This is a genomic window from Brevibacillus sp. HB1.4B (genome assembly GCF_013284285.1).
Classification (GTDB): domain Bacteria; phylum Bacillota; class Bacilli; order Brevibacillales; family Brevibacillaceae; genus Brevibacillus; species Brevibacillus porteri.
Map to the genome: position 1 here is coordinate 14,312 of NZ_JABSUT010000017.1, position 16,679 is coordinate 30,990.

A 16,679-nucleotide genomic window follows, 5' to 3' on the forward strand; every position below is an offset into this window, starting at 1 on the left:
GTGGGGGACCGATAGTGATCCCTCGATAAGACATTAAACTATTCCGACAAGGTACCTTTTCGGAATAGTTTTTTTAGACAAAAGGAAGATCATAGTAAAATAAGTCTACACCTTCCTTATATACAAAAGTGTTTTGTAAATTAACCTTCTTTGTATGGAATGAAGCGATGCTTGTTCTTTTCTTGTCACCAGTAGCACTTGATTTAGGGGGACATGTTAGTAACGGAATAGCTGCCTTGATTGCCGTGGGTATTTGGATGCTTTCTCTGCTATTGGCCACGATTTTAGAAAAACATAAGCTGAACGGCCCATTAGAAATCGTAATGAGACGATTGGTAAATAAAAATCAGTAACTTCTCATTCAGCAGGGGTAGTACCTTCTTTTTTCAATCGATTATAATAGCGTAAAAAGCTAGTTACAGTTATGAGAAAGAGGGAACCTCCATGACTTATACGACCCAGGAAAACGGAGTTTTTCCAGCAGTCTGTTCACTTGATTGCCCGGACCAATGTGGATTGCTCCTTCATAAAAAAGAGGGGAAAATCGTCAAAATTGAAGGGGACCCGAACCATCCGGTGACGAAGGGGAATATTTGCAACAAAGTCCGCAACATGACAGAGCGCATTTACGATCCCAAGAGACTCACCCATCCGTTGAAGCGTATTGGCAAAAAAGGGAGCGGGGAGTTTGTTCGAATCAGTTGGGAGGAAGCCATCACTACCATAACCGAACGCTGGCGTGACTTGATCGACTCAGACGGTCCCGAGAGTATTTTGCCTTATAGCTTTTACGGAAACATGGGGCGGATTAGTGTGGAAGGAATGGATCGCCGTTTTTTCCATCGTATGGGGGCTAGTCAACTTGATCGTACGATATGCAACAGTGCAGGGGCTGTAGGGTACAGCTACACGATGGGCGGAGCCTTTGGAACAGATCCGGAAGACACCGTTCATACCAAGCTGTTCATCATGTGGGGGATCAATACGGTTAGCACCAACATGCATCAAGTGGTGCTTGCGGAACAGGCTCGAAAAAATGGGGCGAAAATCGTCGTGATTGATGTCCATAAAAATCAGACGGGTCGATGGGCTGATTGGTTTATCCCGATTTTACCCGGAACAGACACAGCTTTGGCTTTGGGTATCATGCATGTGCTTTTTGCTGAAAACTTGGTGGATTCAGCCTTTATGGAGAAGTATACGGTAGGACATGAAGAGCTCAGGGAGCATGTACAGACGTACGATCCTGCTACCGTATCAGCCATAACGGGTGTCCCTATCGACGATATTTACAAATTGGCGAGAATGTATGGCACGACATCCCCCTCCTTTGTTCGCATTGGAAATGGCATTCAGCATCACGACAATGGTGGAATGTGTGTAAGGACGATTGCTTGTCTTCCGGCCCTGACAGGGCAGTGGCTTGTCAAAGGCGGTGGGGCCAATAAAGGGAACAAAGGTTTCCTGGAGCACAACAAGCTTGCCGTGCAGCGACCAGATTTGTTGGCAAATAAACAGACGAGAGTCATCAACATGAATGAACTTGGAAAGGCGTTGCTCGATACAGATCCACCGGTGAAATCGCTCTTCGTCTATACGAGTAATCCAGCCATTGTCGCACCGGAGGGAAACAAAGTGCGGCAAGGCCTGGCAAGAGAGGACTTGTTTACGGTCGTACATGACTTATTTTTGACGGAGACGGCTCTTTATGCCGATATCGTTTTGCCATCGACATCTTCTTATGAAAATACTGATTTTTACACGTCGTATTGGCATCATTACATTCAACTTCAGCAGCCGGTGATCGCCCCATTTGGAGAGAGCAAGTCCAACACGGATGTTTTCCGCTTGCTGGCTGCTGCCATGGGATATGACGAATCTGTTTTTCAAGACAGTGACACAGAGATGGTCAGACAGGCGTTGGTAGGGCACGGCAATCCGCATCTGGAAGGAATCACATATGAAACGTTGGTCGAAAAACAATATGCCAAAGCCAATATGGAACCTTTCTTTTTGGAACACCTTCCCACCCCAAGTGGAAAAATTGAGCTTTACTCGCAAGCAATGGCAAAACGAGGGCTGCCCCCATTACCTACGTACACGCCATTGGTGAATGATGGGGATTTCCCGTATTTATTTGTCCCAGGGCCCAATCACAATTATTTGAACTCCACGTTCTCGAATAATGAAAAACATAAGAAGATGGAAAAAATACCTCGTTTACACATGAATGTGGCGGATGCTGGTGCTCTAGACATTTGTGATGGAGATACGGTCCGCATATGGAATGAGCGGGGAGAGTGCGAGCTCGTAGCGGCTGTGGGTGAAAATGTTCTCTCGGGTGTCGTCGTGAGCCAAGGCTTATGGGCAGACAACGAAGGTCCGAAGCATTATGTAAATGCCCTCACACCGGACCGAATCGCGGATATGGGCGGAGGCGCGACGTTTTTCTCTGGACGTGTTGATGTGGAAAAGATTATTCGATAAAAGCAGCGAGTGCCCGACTGTAGCAGGGCACTCGCTGCTCCATTTTTTCGTGAATGTAGCGGAACACTAACAGGGGAGGAAGTTTCTTTATGCTTGATTCCAATCAAATAAAGCGGCTGATTAAAGAACGTTCAGAACTTCACCTGAATGATCCGAAAGTAAATGAATTTTGGGGAAAGTTGACTGAAATACTGAGTGCCAATGTTCTAGAAACCATCAAGTTCTTCGATACTTGCACAGAGCAAGAAGCGTATTGGCTTAGTGAAATTTTTGAGGATATCTCAGCAAGAGTTAACAGTCAGGATTTTATCGAATGCATAAAGAGAGTGGACAGAAAATATCCAGAGTTACTGCTTGCAAAAGATATTAAGGTAGCTGAGGAGTTTATGGCCCCCAACCTATGAAATTTTAGAAGCGCCAAACAAACCATAAAAAAAGTGTCCTTACTGCACATGGCAGAGGGACACTTTCTCCTATCACTTACAGGACAAAGCTGACGACGACACCAGACAAAAGACTAACCAGCGTGGCACCAAACAACAGCTTCAACCCAAAGCGAGCAACTACATTGGATTGTTTCTCATTCAGACCTTTCACCGCACCAGCGATAATGCCGATGGAGGAGAAGTTCGCGAACGAAACGAGGAAGACAGAGAGAATTCCTACTGTACGTGGACTCAGTTCAGATACGACTTTGCCCAGCTCGATCATCGCTACAAACTCGTTCGTTACGAGCTTCGTCGCCATGATACTACCAGCCGTCATCGCTTCCGCAAAAGGAATGCCCATCAGGATGGCAAAAGGAGCGAAGACGAAGCCGAGCATTTCTTGGAACGTCCAGCCGAAAATCATGCCGAACAAGCTATTCACAGCCGCGATCAAGGCAACAAAACCGAGCAGCATTGCGCCCACGACTACTGCTACCTTAAAGCCATCCATGATGTACTCGACGAGCATTTCGAAAAAGGACTGCTTTTCATTGCTTTGAATCTCCAGTAAATCTTCTTCTTCGTTCACTGTATAAGGGTTGATTATCGAAGCGATAATAAAGCCGCCAAACAGATTCAAGAACAGGGCCGTGACGACGTACTTCGGCTCAATCATCGTCATGTACGCACCGACAATCGACATCGAAACAGTAGACATGGCTGATGCGCACAGCGTATACAGACGATGCTCTGGCAAGGAACCGAGCTGTTTTTTTACAGTGATGAAAACTTCATTTTGGCCGACAATAGCGGAAGCGACAGCGTTGTATGACTCCAGTCTACCCATGCCGTTGATTTTGCTCAGTACAAAGCCAATTGCCTTCATGATAATCGGCAAAATCTTGAAGTGTCGCAAAATACCGATGAGGACGGAAATGAAGACGATTGGGAGCAATACACCAAGGAAAAAGGACATTTGTCCGTCGTTTGCCAGATTACCAAATACGAAATTGATTCCTTCCGCAGCAAAGGCAAGAAGCTTTTCAAACGATTTGGAAATGGCTGAAACGAATATAAACCCAAACTTGGTGTGCAGAAGAAGAAAGGCAAGCAAAAATTGCAGAGCAATCATGACGATGATCGGTTTGTATTTGACCTGTTTACGTCCATTGCTCCCTAATAATGCTAACCCAATCACGATGAGTAAGCCAGCGATGGGAATGATGAAATTCATTACAACCTCCAAGAAATTAAATAGTGCTAAACTTAAAAGGCAAAAAAACGCACTCCCCGAACAAGAGAAGTGAAAGCGGTTTATATTCTATCATCTCAATAATATGATTGCAATTTATATGTATGTTCAGAATTGTTGTCCATTGTGTTTAGAACGCTGAAATCGGGCGTACTAGCATAAGCCCACCACCATACGGTTTATGGAGGAGGTGAAATCCTTGGATGAGTTGCAGAGGCTCAAGCAGTTTATCACTTCAGCAGAGCATGTCTGGACTCAGATCGCGAATTCGCCGAGAGGAAAGCCTGTTTATACCGTAAACGGTGTGGATTACACCCCATTGCCCGAAAAATACAACACCAAACGAAAAATCTCCCGTATTTTCCGCCGGTATTGGGGAAAGCAATTGACGGAAGTGATGATTCGGAATCTCCATTTGCGGATACTAAAAGGTAAGCTCTGTGTTCCTTATCGTGAAATCCCACCTTTTCCTGCAACTGTGTTGTCGTTGCAGATAAAAGTGAATCTGCCGGATCATCGGACCGTAGCTGCGATACTGAGCGGGGGAGGGAGAAAAACAAGAGTGGACTACCGTTTGATCCGAGTCGGCGCAACCAAAACGTTCACGATCATGAAACGCTCAGGCGAGCAGTTTGATCTGAGATATCAATCACTTGCTACCATTCCCCTCAACCCGAAACCACAATCGGCACCTAGAACCAAGCAACGGGGAAGAACCAAAAAGTAACGAAAAGCTCCTCAATTCCCCCGAATCATAAGGGGCGAGGAGCTTTTGGTATTTAGGCTCGAATGGAAACACGGTACTCCCGTAGCCAATAATCCAGCTGGCCGAGATAGGCGAACAACTGAGGTGTACTCATGAGCTGACCGAAAAACGGAATGCTCGAAGCCTGTGCATCTGACTCGGCAATTTTTCGAATCGTTGGAACATCTACCAGTTGAAGCAGTGGAGAGGAAGAGTCGTTTACTATATCCAGCAGCCAAGAGCGAACGGCTTCCGTATAGGCGGGATTATGTGTTTTCGGGTACGGGCTTTTCTTGCGATACAAAACCTCATCAGGCAAGATTCCTTCCATAGCTTTTCGCAAAATTCCTTTTTCCCGATTCCCGTGCGTCTTCATATCCCATGGGATGTTCCAGACGTATTCCACGATACGGTGATCACAGAACGGGACGCGCGCTTCCAGACTGGCCGCCATACTCATTCGGTCTTTGCGATCCAACAGTGTGTTCATGAACCACGTAATATTCAAATAAAACATTTCCCGTCGGCGAGCTTCGAGAGGGTCTTCGCCTGGGAGATGTGGGACTTCATCGAGAGATTCCTCATATCGCATGGCAACGTATTCCTCAGGTTTGACCCAATCACGAAGATCAGGTGAAAGCCAGGAAGCACGTTCTTTCGTCGCTCTCGACCAAGGGAACGTTCCGGCATTCAGCAGTTCCTCGCGATGAAACCACGGATATCCGCCAAATACTTCATCTGCGCATTCTCCAGAGAGGACGACGGTCGTCTCTTTTTTTATTTCGCGGCAAAACAGGTAGAGGGACGCATCCACATCAGCCATCCCCGGCAAGTCGCGGGCGAGTGTCGCTGTTTTCAGGGATTCAATCAAATCGTCTGTGTCGAACTCAATCGTGTGATGCTGGGTTCCGAGAAACTTTGTAACGAGTTGCACATAAGGTTCATCCTCATTTGGTTGAAAAGCACTCGCCTTGAAATGCTTTCGGTTGTCTACGTAATCAATGGAGTAGCTGTGCAGGGTTCCGCGGCCTGTTTTTTGAAAATGATCTGCCGCAACAGCTGTAATAATGCTCGAGTCTAACCCACCTGACAAAAGGGTCGATACGGGAACATCCGCAACTAATTGGCGCTCAATCGAATCCGTGACTAACTCCCTGACACGTTCAGCAGTTGTCGCTAGGTCATCCGTATGTGGATGGCTTTCGAGCTGCCAGTAACGTTTTTGCTTGAGGCTATCACGCGTTACCAACAGATAGGAGCCGGGCCGAACCTCGTGTACGTTGTGAAAAACACCATGGCCAGGTGTACGAGCGGGACTGATTCCGAAAACCTCCGCCAAGCCTTCACGAGAGAGCTCTGGTTTGACTTCGGGGTGAGCAAGCAAGGCTTTTAGCTCGGAGGCGAGCAGAAATGAACTGCCTCTTTGCGCATAAAACAGCGGCTTAACCCCCATCCGGTCACGGCCGACAAACAATCTTTGTTCGCGTTCGTCCCAGATCGCAAATGCAAAGATACCGTTTAGCTTTGACAGACAGTCTGGGCCCCACTCCAAATACGTGTGCAAAAGTACCTCCGTATCCGAGTGAGATTGAAAGGTATGTCCGCAAGCAAGCAGCTCTGCTCGCAAATCCTCGGTATTATACAATTCACCATTGTAAATCATGGTGCAGGCATGTTCGTTTTTGAGAGCCGACATAGGCTGCTGTCCGCCAGCAGGGTCTACGACCACAAGTCGACGATGACCAAGGGCCGCACGAGGAGTCAGCCAAAAGCCTTCTGCATCAGGGCCTCGATCCTTGAGACATTGGGTCATTTTTTGCAGCACATTACGTTCACCAGATAAGTCCTTTTCCCAATCAATCCATCCTACAATTCCACACATGGTATGATCACCCTTCTCCTGAAGCATTGCACACACAGCGTATGCAATCAGCCTAGCGAGGTTGTCTGTCCAGCAGGGAAATGAGGATAATATGCGGAATTTATAGAAGATTTAAACTAAGGGAGGCTACGGTGGACAATCTCACGTTATTGCTCATTGAAAGAATGGGCATTCTTTTGACGCTAGCATTTATTTTGACAAGGACACCGTTGTTTCGCCAGCTTTTAGACCGTGAATTGCACGTAGGGACGTCAATCGCATTTTCGGTTATGTTCGGATTGTTTGGGATTGCAGGTACATATGCAGGAGTGGTCGTGCAAGGGGAGAACTATCTCCCTGCTTTTTGGATTTTTCGTTTGTCGTATGACGAAATGATCGCCAATTCTACTTTGGTAGGGGTCGTCATTGGAGGTTTGCTCGGAGGGCCTCTCGTTGGCCTGGGGGCAGGTGTCATTGCTGGGCTTCATGTCTTTCAATTGGGAGGATTCGCCGCAGCACCGATGGGCTTGTCGATCCCGATCACGGGGTTGCTGGCAGGATACGTCGCACGTTTTTTCTCACAGGAGCGGGTTATTTCTCCGTCCAAAGCCATGTTCATCGGCATGTTCGCGCCGATTATTCAGATGTCGCTTTTATTGATCATGGCAGCTCCGCCCGAGTTGGCGCGAACCATGGTTAATGTGATTGGGATTCCGATGGTGCTGACGAACAGTGTTTCGATTGCGATTTTTACGACGATGATACGGGTTGCCTTGCAAGAGGCAGAACGTTCGGCTGCCATTGAGGCGGAGCGTTCCTTTACGATAGCGGAAAGAATTTTGCCACACCTGAAAAGGGGGCTTACCCCGCAAACGGCTCAGTCAGCAGCCCTCGTCTTACAAAAAGAAACGAAAGCAGCAGCCGTTGCGGTAACCGATCGAGAACAGCTTCTTGCGCACGTTGGAGTGGGGGCAGATCATCATCATCCGGGAGAAGCACTTAATAGTGAGCTCGATAAGCGGGCTCTGTATAGCGGTGGAATCGATAAGGGATTCACGCGAGAGAGCGTAGGGTGCAAGCGCAAAAATTGTAACCTGCATGCAGCGATTCTCGTGCCGATTAAAGAGGGGGACAGCGTCGTCGGTCTGATCAAACTCTATTATCGGAGGCCACAACAAATAGGAAAAGTCCAGGAAGCACTAGCTAAAGGGCTTGGCAACCTAATCTCCAATCAATTGACCCTATCTCTCACGGAGCAAATGAAAGGTTTAATGAAGGATGCAGAGTTGCGGATGCTACAGGCACAGATTCATCCTCACTTTTTGTTCAACACATTGAATTCAATTGTGACCTTGATACGAATTGATCCGCAGCTAGCCCGGCATATGACCATTCAGCTTGGTGTGTTCATGCGATTCAACCTGAAGCTCACAGCGAGTCCGCTTGTCACTGTGAGACAGGAGTTGGATCACCTACATGCTTATTTGGAAATTATCAAAATCAGATTTTCCGAGCAATTCGCCGTTCGCACGATCATTGATGCGGGGGTAGAGGAAGCTCTTATTCCTCCTGGTACGTTGCAGCCGTTATTTGAGAATTGCATTCAGCATGGTGTTCGCGACATCACGAACGGCGGTGAGATCATACTCCATGTGAAACGGCAGGATGTGCACGTTGTTTTTCAAATCGAAGATAATGGCGAAGGCTTTCCTGACAACTTGCTGCCAGTTCTGGGAAAGGTGCCAATGGAGAGTAAGGAGGGCAACGGAATTGGCATTCATAATGTCAACCAACGTCTGATCAGCTTGTGTGGACAAGATGCCCAACTTCATTTTGCCAATAAACAAGAAGGCGGCAGTACGATTACCTTTACCATTCCAATGACAACAGAGGTGAGTGCCTGATGCCAATACGCGTCATGATTGCAGAAGACGAGCGACTAGCACGCGAAGAACTGAGCTATTTATTGCTACAAGAAGGAGACGTAGAATTGTTGCCCTATGCCACCAACGGGCGAGAGCTGTTGGAAATGGTCGATGTGCACGAACCGGATGTCGTCTTCCTAGATATGAAAATGCCTGAGCTGGAAGGAGCGCAGGCAGCAAGAATGCTCGCATCACGCAAGCAGCATCCCCTCATCGTTTTTTGTACCGCGTATGAGGAATTTGCCATCGATGCGTTTAAGCTGTACGCCGTCGATTATTTGTTGAAGCCTACGGAGCCCAAGCGCCTGGTAGAAACGATGCAACGAATACGCGAGCGTCTGGTCAAACCGAAAGCAGAGCCTGTCCAGACAAAACGAACCAAGCTGTTGGTAGAAGACAATAGCAGATTAGTGGTCATTGATCCAGCGACGATTGTATATGCAGTGCGGGAGGAGCGATATGTGCAAATCGTCACCCAAACGGCTACGTACTCGACGCGGATGACCCTGACACAACTGGCGGATAAGCTTTTCGCATACGACTTTTTCCGTACTCACAAGAGCTATTTGGTCAATCTTCAATTTGTGAGCGAGCTCGAACCATGGTTCAACGGTGCTTACAACCTGATTTTGAAGGGAGAAGGAAGACCGCGTATTCCCGTATCTCGGACCTCTGCCAAGGATTTGCTCAAACGTCTTGAGGAGTAAGCCTGATGATCAATCGTTTGCAGATCGTGGCTAAAAATCTGCCACTGACACACTCTCCCCGACATCTTACGCAGAAAAATACACGGTTAGAAAAGGATTCTCTACAATGTAGGAAGCGCTTACATTTTTGTAGATGAGGGGGAGGTTCCCATGGGCAAATCCGCTTCGGCAAAAAAAGCCGAGGATCAAAAGAAGGATGCTGTTGATTATGCAAAAGTGATTCAGTCAGCCACTTTCAAAGAGCTCTTAAGAAGAAAAAAAGCGTTTATTTTGCCATCTTCTATTTTTTTCTTCGTGTTTTACTTTACCCTTCCGATTTTAACCTCTTACTTCACCGTACTGAACCAACCAGCGTTTGGAGCCATTTCGTGGGCGTGGGTATTTGCCTTTGCTCAGTTCGTTATGACATGGGGTCTCTGTATTCTGTACACCAGGCGGGCAGAGCAGTTTGATCAACTCGTTGAGAAAATCAAACAAGAGGCAGGTGGAAGGGGCTAATGAACGTTACTGCATTTTTACTCTTTCTCGGCATTGTTCTTTTGACACTTGTCATCACCTTTTACGCTTCGAAAAAGACGAACACGACTAGTGAGTTTTATACCGCTGGAGGAGGCTTGACGGGTTGGCAAAACGGCCTCGCGATTGCGGGAGATTACATGTCCGCTGCTTCCTTCCTGGGAATTGCCGGGATGATTGCGTTGAGTGGGTTTGATGGCTTTTTCTACAGTATCGGCTTTCTTGTCGCGTATCTCGTTGTGCTCTACTTGGTAGCAGAGCCTTTGCGTAATTTAGGAAAATACACGATGGCAGATATGATAGCCGCGCGTTTTGACAATAAAAAGGTTCGTGGTGTTGCCGCTCTCAATTCGATTGCGATCTCGATTTTTTATATGATCGCGCAATTGGTCGGAGCAGGGGCCTTGATCAAGCTGCTCTTGGGGCTGGATTACACGACATCTGTTTTGATCGTAGGGGCATTGATGACGATCTACGTCGTGTTCGGCGGGATGACGGCAACCTCCTGGGTGCAGATCGTCAAAGCGGTTTTGTTGATGGTCGGGACATTCATTATCTCTATGATGGTTTTTGCCAAATTCGATTTTAATCTCTTGAAAATGTTCGAGCAAATGAAGACGGTGACCCCATTAGGAGAGCAATTCCTCAATCCTGGCAACAAGTTTAAAGTGGGGCTCGATACCCTTTCACTGAATCTCGCGCTTGTGCTCGGAACAGCTGGATTGCCGCATATTTTGATTCGTTTCTTCACCGTAAAAGATGCGACGACAGCTCGCAAATCGGTTGTGTACGCGACGTGGATCATTGGTGCCTTCTATGTCATGACGATCTTCCTTGGCTTCGGAGCGGCAGCGTTTGTAGGAGCGGGGAATATGGACCCCGCAGGTAACATGGGAGCTCCACTGCTAGCGCAAGCACTAGGTGGTAACTTCTTGTTTGCCTTCGTATCGGCGGTTGCCTTCGCTACCATTCTCGCGGTAGTGGCTGGGCTGGTGCTGACTGCCGCTTCTGCCTTTGCGCACGACTTTTACGGACACGTATTACGACAAGGAAAAGCAACAGAAAAGGAGCAAATGAAGATGGCCAAATGGGCGTCAATCGGTGTCGCGATTGTCTCCATCTTGCTTGCCTTGTTTGCGCAAAATCTGAACGTGGCTTTCCTTGTTGCGCTGGCTTTCGCAGTAGCGGCGAGTGCAAATCTACCAGTGATTTTGTTCACGATCTTCTGGAAAAGGTTCAATACGGCAGGAGCAATCAGCGGGATGCTCGTTGGTTTGTTCAGCTCTCTCATTCTGGTTGCGTTGAGTCCGAACGTTTGGAATCCTGTAGCTGGAAAAGCCATTTTGGTCGGCGAAGCGCTGTTCCCGTTACCGAATCCGGGCATTGTCTCGATCCCTTTAGGGTTTTTGGCAGCATGGATCGGAACCTTGATGTCCAGCTCCCGTGATGATAAGAAGTACGATGAAATTTTGGTGAAAGCGAATACAGGAATGAAAGATTCAGCGTAGAAACAGTAATCGTAGGAAGCTCATGCCACGAAGAGAAGGCTGGGGTTAACCCCTGGTCTTTTTTTCATTTTTGCAAGAAGGGAGAGGTATTGTCCGTGACGACGATCATCTTTTTCCTTGCCGTCATTATCGGAACGATGGCGATCACTTATTCAGCTGCCAAACAGACGGGGACGACGAAAGACTTTTATGCAGCAGGAAATCGCTTAAACGGGTTGCAAAATGGCATTGCCATTGCGGGCGATTACATGAGTGCTGCCTCGTTTTTGGGGATTGCAGGAACGATTGCGATGTACGGCTTTGACGGGTTCGTGTATGCGATAGGTTTTTTTGTCTCTTATCTGATTATTTTGTTTTTAGTCGCGGAGCCGTTGCATAATTTGGGGCGCTATACGTTGGCAGACGCGATTGCCGTCAGGTTTGACAGTCTTTGGCTGCGTGGCGTTGTTGCCTGTACGACTCTATTAATTACGATTTTTTACATGCTGGCGCAATTAGTTGGGGCAGGTGCCCTCATTCATTATTTATTGGGAGTGCGTTACGATGCGGCTGTCCTCGTTGTCGGGAGCCTGATGACATTTTACGTCGTGTTCGGCGGGATGGTGGCGACCTCGTGGGTTCAGATTATTAAAGCGATTTTGCTCCTGACAGGGACATTGATCCTAAGTCTGATCGTGTTTGCCCGTTTTGATTGGAGCTTCTCCGAGATGTTTTCACATGTGAGTACGATTACACCTCTTCAGGAACAGTTCTTACAGCCGGGTAATCAACTTCATGATCCGCTGGAAACGATCTCCCTGCATCTGGCTTTGATTCTCGGTACCGCCGGACTCCCCCATATTATCTCCCGGTTATTCACAGTCAAGGACGCAAAGACGACACGTAATTCGATTTACACCGCTACGTGGGTGATCGGCGCCTTTTATTTGATGACGATTTTTCTCGGCTTCGGGGCGAGCACGTTTGTAGGCTACGAGGCATTGAAAAATGTGGGCTTCGGGGGGAATCTGACCGTTACGCTCTTGGCGGATGCTCTCGGTGGAGAGTTTTTGATGGCGTACATTGCTGCCGTTGCCTTCGCGACGATATTGGCAGTCGTGACAGGACTCGTGCTCTCTGCCTCTTCTGCGTTTGCGCATGACGTCTACAGTCATCTGATCAGACGAGGGGTGGCATCGGAAAAAGAACAGGTCACCATGGCAAAGCTTTCGTCAGTGGCAGTGGGCGTGATCTCCATTTGGTTGGCTATCGGTGCAGAAAAAATGAATGTGGCAATTCTCGTTGCGCTGACGTTTGCTGTAGCAGCATCATCCAATTTGCCACTGCTGTTGTTTACGTTGTATTGGAAGCGTTTTACCGTGCGAGGAGCCATTTGTGGCGTCCTGACTGGGTTAACGGCATCAGTGGTACTGGTCATTTTAGGACCGACTGTTATGCATCCCCTCACCGGACTTATCCGTGCGGAGCCACTTTTTCCACTGACGAATCCTGGATTGGTCTCCATACCACTCGGCTTTTTAGGAGCTGTGCTCGGAACAATACTGGATCGGCCTGATCCTGATGCGGAGATGAAGTATCAACGCGTACTGTTTCAGGCGTTGACGGGAATCCGAGTTCCACCTGCGAAGAAACCGAAACAAGAATCTGCATAAAGCCTCTTCGCGTGCCCCACTCTAGGAGTAGAAGGAGGAGGGGGTAAGGTGGGTACGAGGAAAGAGTCAGACGTTGTATCACATGACCAGCCAGATGTCTATGAGCGCGCAAGGCTGGCACTGGATGATCTGATTGGAGAGCTATGTGAAGCACTGGAAGAGGAAGAGACCGAATCCTATAAGCGAAAAGGCTATGAAATGATCGGGAGCTACTTTCGAGAGCCGGTCAATACCGGGGAATTAACCTTGATCTATGCCGTGGTGCTTGCCGATATCCTCTATAAGCTGGAGTTGACGCAACAAGAGGAAAATGTAGCAATGGTCCGTGATGAGTACAGCATGATGAAAAAAGACGATTGAGTGGCGACCCCGTTTGAGGGTCGTTTTTTGATGGGCACGATCCCGCCCTGCATGTTTCATTGGGCAACCATTCATACTACGGGTAGACGAAATCAAAATGGGTGATTGATATGGAAAAGGTCGGGCTCGTTTTGCAGGGAGGGGGAAGCCGTGGGATTTATACCGCTGGCGTTCTGGATTACTTCATGGAGCAGGAGCTATACATCCCGTATGTGGTTGCCGTGTCAGCAGGTGCGTGCAATGGAGCGGCATACTTGGCGAGGCAGAGCGGATTGGGCAAGATTTATCATACGAAATACATTCGCGATCCCCGATACTTTCACTATAAAAATTTGATCATGAAGCGCTCGCTATTTGGCATGGATTTTATTTTCAATGAGATGCCCTACAAGCTGGAGCCGTTCGCCATTGATCGGTTTCGCGAAGCGAAGGAACAATTTGTCGTCGTCACAACGGATTGCGGGTCAGGAGAAGCCGTTTACTTTACGAAAGACGACTGTGAGGATATTTTCCATGTGATTCGGGCTTCGTGCAGTCTTCCGTTTCTATCACCCCAGGTTACGATCAACGGACGTAAGCTATGGGATGGTGGCATCGTGCATCCGGTCCCTTTCATGAAGTCCATACTTGATGGCAATCAAAAGCATATTATTGTGCTTACTTCTTCTTGTCCTCCGGGTGAGTGGATGCGACAGCTATGGCGTGTCGAGCGTCTTTTTTCCAGAAGTACGCGCTTGTGCCAAGCATTCATTCGTCATTTTCGTATCTATTACGAGACGATTGAAAAGGTCAAAGAGATGCAGAAGGAAGGCAAAGCGTTTGTCATCGCACCACCAGTGGGTACCATTCTACGAGGTTTTGAACGTCAAGAGGAGAAGCTGGAGCATTATTACAGACAAGGCTACCAGGATGCTCGTACCCAATTTTCTGGACTTTGTACATGGCTTGGTCTTGGCAGGAACAGGTGAAATATGAGAAGGCATCTGGTATTACGGATGTTTTTTCGGCAAAATCATGCGAAACAGGTTTTTCCAAAGCGAAGATAGGGAAGAAGCATCAGGGGAGGATGGAATCAGGAGGAAAGACCCCATGAAATATGTGAATGTAGACCTAGTAGAGCCAGGAGATGTTTTGGCTCGAAGCATTTATACAAGTGAAGGCTTAACGCTCTTGCATGCAGGTGTCCAGCTGACAGTCGGAATGATTAATAAATTGCGTCGGTTTGGCGTCACGATGTTAAGTATCAAAGACCCGCTGCTTGATGAAGTGAAGGAGCAGGAGGTCATCACAGAGACCACTCGGAAGGACGCCATCCGCAATCTGTCGCAAACGATTTCGTGTGTGCAGACTGGAAAAAATTTTGATGTTCGCGGCATTCAAAAATCAGTGGGAAGTATCATCGACGAAACCTTGAGAAATCGTCGCGTGCTCTTGAATCTAGGAGAAATTCGCACGACCGACAACGCTATGTACATTCATTCCTTGAATGTGTGCATGATGGCAACAGTAATGGGCGTAGGATTAGGCTATAATACGGCTCAACTAAAAGAGCTCGCCATCGGAGCGCTCTTGCATGACATTGGAAAGCTGTCAGTCGACAAGGAAGCTCCAGCCTACAAAAAGAACAGCAAGACCAATCATCATACGTGGCTGGGCTTTGATCTGTTGCGAAAAAAACATGAGATGAGCATTGTCTCCGCTCACGTCCCTTTGCAGCATCATGAATGGGTGGATGGTAGTGGGCAGCCACGAGGCCTGACTGGCGATGAGATTCATGATTTCGCCAAGATTGTTGCGATTTGTAACTACTACGATAATCTCATCTCTCCTTTTTCAGAGGAAGAAGAGACGTTGCCTGCGTATGAGGCTTGCGAAAAAGTTATGGGGCTCGCGGAGAAACGTTTTGATCATAAAATGGTCATTCACTTTTTGCGCTCGATTGCTATGTACCCGACAGGAACCTCGCTGAAGCTGTCGACAGGAGAGATCGGTGTGATCATTGACCAAAATAGAGGCTTACCTTCGCGCCCAGTCGTTCGGGTCATTCGAAGAGACCAGCAGGCGAATCGGCGGATGGTGGATGATCATGAGATCACGGACATTGATTTGAGTGAAAAGCCTACTATTTTTATCACAGCTGTCATGGACTAGGGCCTGGAAAGAATAGGACTCCCTATCAGGGAATATCCCTACCAAGATCAGGGAAAACCCCTACATACACGTAGGGCTCACAGGGCTACAATGGACTCAAGGCAGATGGATACATAGAGCTACACTACATTTGCCAGATGAAAAAGAGGAAGGACGTGTCATTATGTCCCGTATTCTAGTCCCTGTCGATTTCTCAGCGCAGTCCATTCAGGCGGTCCGCTTCGCGCTGGCCTACGCCAAAAATAAGCATGATATCACATTGCTTCATGCTATCTCACCGTTCCCTTCACGCAATGTTGTCAGAAGGTTGGGACGAGATGTTGTAGAAGATTATCAATTGGATGAAGCAAGAGATGATCTCAAAAAATTCCTGTCGATCGTAGAAGAAGCCGGTATTACGTATGAACTGGAGATTGAGTTCGGAGAGCCGCATGAAGTCATTGCAAAGCACGCTGCGAATGACTATGCTGCCATCGTAATGGGAACACATGGCTACGGCCGTATTACAGGCTTCCTGTTGCAAAGTGTCAGCTATCCGACACTCCACGATGTCAAAGTTCCGGTCTTCCTCATTGCGGAGGAGACAGATGATAGCCGCTTCCCTTGGAATAAAGTACTCATTGCAGTAGATGGCTCCGATCATTCGATGGAAGCTGCGAAAAAAGCCGTCGAGATGGGGCAGCACCTCCCGGATGTATCGTTTACACTCTTGTCCGTTGTCATCCCACCAGTCACATACGCAGGTGTGTATGGCGTAGGCTGGGATAACATGAATACACTCGAAGGTTGGGGACGTGAAACGTTAAAACCTTGCGAGGAGATGCTTGCAGCTGCCTCAATCCCGTTTGAAAGCAAGGTCGTGGTTGGAGATCCAGCTACTGTGATCCGCCAGACGGCTGAAGAAATCGACGCTGGACTGGTTGTGCTCGGTCATCATGGCCAAGGTGCAGTGGCAGGTACGCTACTTGGCAGTGTTACATTTAAAACGATTCATCGTACGAAAACACCACTCCTCATTGTGAAAACATAGCATTATTTTAGAAAAAGCTGTCCGCTTGGTGGACAGCTTTTTTGCTTGGGCGCATTC

At 47.9% G+C, this 16,679-nt stretch carries 14 protein-coding genes and 1 pseudogene; 13 read left to right on the forward strand and 2 right to left on the reverse strand.

Going from position 1 to position 16,679, the window contains the following annotated elements; genetic code table 11:
* Positions 1-140: 140 nt before the first annotated feature.
* The 3 genes and pseudogenes from HP398_RS28475 to HP398_RS28485 form a co-directional block, all read left to right on the forward strand.
* Positions 141-353: pseudogene (locus tag HP398_RS28475) on the forward strand (DUF418 domain-containing protein); the annotation flags it as partial.
* 91 nt (positions 354-444) lie between these two features.
* The gene (locus tag HP398_RS28480) at positions 445-2,487 is read left to right on the forward strand and encodes a molybdopterin-containing oxidoreductase family protein (protein ID WP_173624294.1); all 2,043 of its coding nucleotides are present in this window, start codon (positions 445-447) and stop codon (positions 2,485-2,487) included.
* Positions 2,488-2,576: 89 nt separating this feature from the next.
* Positions 2,577-2,891, forward strand: a complete 315-nt coding sequence (locus HP398_RS28485) for a hypothetical protein (protein WP_017247852.1) — start codon at positions 2,577-2,579, stop codon at positions 2,889-2,891.
* A gap of 76 nt (positions 2,892-2,967) precedes the next feature.
* On the opposite strand, the gene HP398_RS28490 is transcribed toward HP398_RS28485, so the two are convergent.
* Positions 2,968-4,149: a NupC/NupG family nucleoside CNT transporter gene (locus HP398_RS28490; RefSeq protein WP_069852303.1), complete on the reverse strand. Its 1,182-nt coding sequence runs from the start codon at positions 4,147-4,149 to the stop codon at positions 2,968-2,970.
* Between the two features lie 208 nt (positions 4,150-4,357).
* On the opposite strand from HP398_RS28490, the gene HP398_RS28495 reads away from it, so the two are divergent.
* A complete protein-coding gene (locus HP398_RS28495; RefSeq protein ID WP_083261742.1) occupies positions 4,358-4,894 on the forward strand; it encodes a hypothetical protein in 537 nt (178 codons plus the stop codon).
* 52 nt (positions 4,895-4,946) lie between these two features.
* On the opposite strand, the gene asnB is transcribed toward HP398_RS28495, so the two are convergent.
* Positions 4,947-6,794 carry an asparagine synthase (glutamine-hydrolyzing) gene (gene asnB, locus HP398_RS28500; RefSeq protein ID WP_173624295.1) on the reverse strand — a complete coding sequence of 616 codons (1,848 nt, stop codon included), beginning with the start codon at positions 6,792-6,794 and terminating at the stop codon, positions 4,947-4,949.
* 131 nt (positions 6,795-6,925) lie between these two features.
* On the opposite strand from asnB, the gene HP398_RS28505 reads away from it, so the two are divergent.
* The 9 genes from HP398_RS28505 (at position 6,926) to HP398_RS28545 (ending at position 16,622) form a co-directional block, all read left to right on the forward strand.
* Entirely contained in the window at positions 6,926-8,677 is a 1,752-nt protein-coding gene (locus HP398_RS28505; protein WP_173624296.1) for a LytS/YhcK type 5TM receptor domain-containing protein, read from the forward strand.
* The gene (locus HP398_RS28510; protein WP_017247857.1) at positions 8,677-9,405 is read left to right on the forward strand and encodes a LytR/AlgR family response regulator transcription factor; all 729 of its coding nucleotides are present in this window, start codon (positions 8,677-8,679) and stop codon (positions 9,403-9,405) included. The genes HP398_RS28505 and HP398_RS28510 overlap by 1 nt, the downstream gene beginning before the upstream one ends.
* A gap of 150 nt (positions 9,406-9,555) precedes the next feature.
* Positions 9,556-9,903 (forward strand): DUF485 domain-containing protein, encoded by a 348-nt coding sequence (locus HP398_RS28515; protein ID WP_017247858.1) that lies wholly within the window; start codon positions 9,556-9,558, stop codon positions 9,901-9,903.
* Positions 9,903-11,429, forward strand: a complete 1,527-nt coding sequence (locus HP398_RS28520; RefSeq protein WP_173624297.1) for a solute symporter family protein — start codon at positions 9,903-9,905, stop codon at positions 11,427-11,429. Before HP398_RS28515 ends, HP398_RS28520 begins: the two co-directional genes overlap by 1 nt.
* Positions 11,430-11,518: 89 nt before the next feature.
* Positions 11,519-13,081, forward strand: coding sequence for a solute symporter family protein (locus HP398_RS28525; RefSeq protein WP_254476432.1), 1,563 nt, complete (start codon positions 11,519-11,521; stop codon positions 13,079-13,081).
* 48 nt (positions 13,082-13,129) lie between these two features.
* Positions 13,130-13,441 (forward strand): hypothetical protein, encoded by a 312-nt coding sequence (locus tag HP398_RS28530; RefSeq protein ID WP_173624299.1) that lies wholly within the window; start codon positions 13,130-13,132, stop codon positions 13,439-13,441.
* 110 nt (positions 13,442-13,551) lie between these two features.
* Positions 13,552-14,409 carry a patatin-like phospholipase family protein gene (locus tag HP398_RS28535; RefSeq protein ID WP_173624300.1) on the forward strand — a complete coding sequence of 286 codons (858 nt, stop codon included), beginning with the start codon at positions 13,552-13,554 and terminating at the stop codon, positions 14,407-14,409.
* Positions 14,410-14,530: 121 nt separating this feature from the next.
* Positions 14,531-15,592 (forward strand): HD-GYP domain-containing protein, encoded by a 1,062-nt coding sequence (locus HP398_RS28540; RefSeq protein WP_017247863.1) that lies wholly within the window; start codon positions 14,531-14,533, stop codon positions 15,590-15,592.
* A 163-nt stretch (positions 15,593-15,755) separates the two neighbouring features.
* Positions 15,756-16,622 (forward strand): universal stress protein, encoded by an 867-nt coding sequence (locus tag HP398_RS28545; RefSeq protein ID WP_017247864.1) that lies wholly within the window; start codon positions 15,756-15,758, stop codon positions 16,620-16,622.
* The last annotated feature ends 57 nt before the right edge of the window (positions 16,623-16,679 follow it).

Excerpts from the sequence above, each read along its gene's own strand:
- HP398_RS28480 (WP_173624294.1), top strand. The coding sequence starts at position 445 with ATGACTTATACGACCCAGGAAAACGGAGTTTTTCCAGCAGTCTGTTCA.
- HP398_RS28485 (WP_017247852.1), top strand. The coding sequence starts at position 2,577 with ATGCTTGATTCCAATCAAATAAAGCGGCTGATTAAAGAACGTTCAGAA.
- HP398_RS28490 (WP_069852303.1), bottom strand. The coding sequence starts at position 4,149 with ATGAATTTCATCATTCCCATCGCTGGCTTACTCATCGTGATTGGGTTA.
- asnB (WP_173624295.1), bottom strand. The coding sequence starts at position 6,794 with ATGTGTGGAATTGTAGGATGGATTGATTGGGAAAAGGACTTATCTGGT.
- HP398_RS28510 (WP_017247857.1), top strand. The coding sequence starts at position 8,677 with ATGCCAATACGCGTCATGATTGCAGAAGACGAGCGACTAGCACGCGAA.
- HP398_RS28515 (WP_017247858.1), top strand. The coding sequence starts at position 9,556 with ATGGGCAAATCCGCTTCGGCAAAAAAAGCCGAGGATCAAAAGAAGGAT.
- HP398_RS28520 (WP_173624297.1), top strand. The coding sequence starts at position 9,903 with ATGAACGTTACTGCATTTTTACTCTTTCTCGGCATTGTTCTTTTGACA.
- HP398_RS28535 (WP_173624300.1), top strand. The coding sequence starts at position 13,552 with ATGGAAAAGGTCGGGCTCGTTTTGCAGGGAGGGGGAAGCCGTGGGATT.
- HP398_RS28540 (WP_017247863.1), top strand. The coding sequence starts at position 14,531 with ATGAAATATGTGAATGTAGACCTAGTAGAGCCAGGAGATGTTTTGGCT.
- HP398_RS28545 (WP_017247864.1), top strand. The coding sequence starts at position 15,756 with ATGTCCCGTATTCTAGTCCCTGTCGATTTCTCAGCGCAGTCCATTCAG.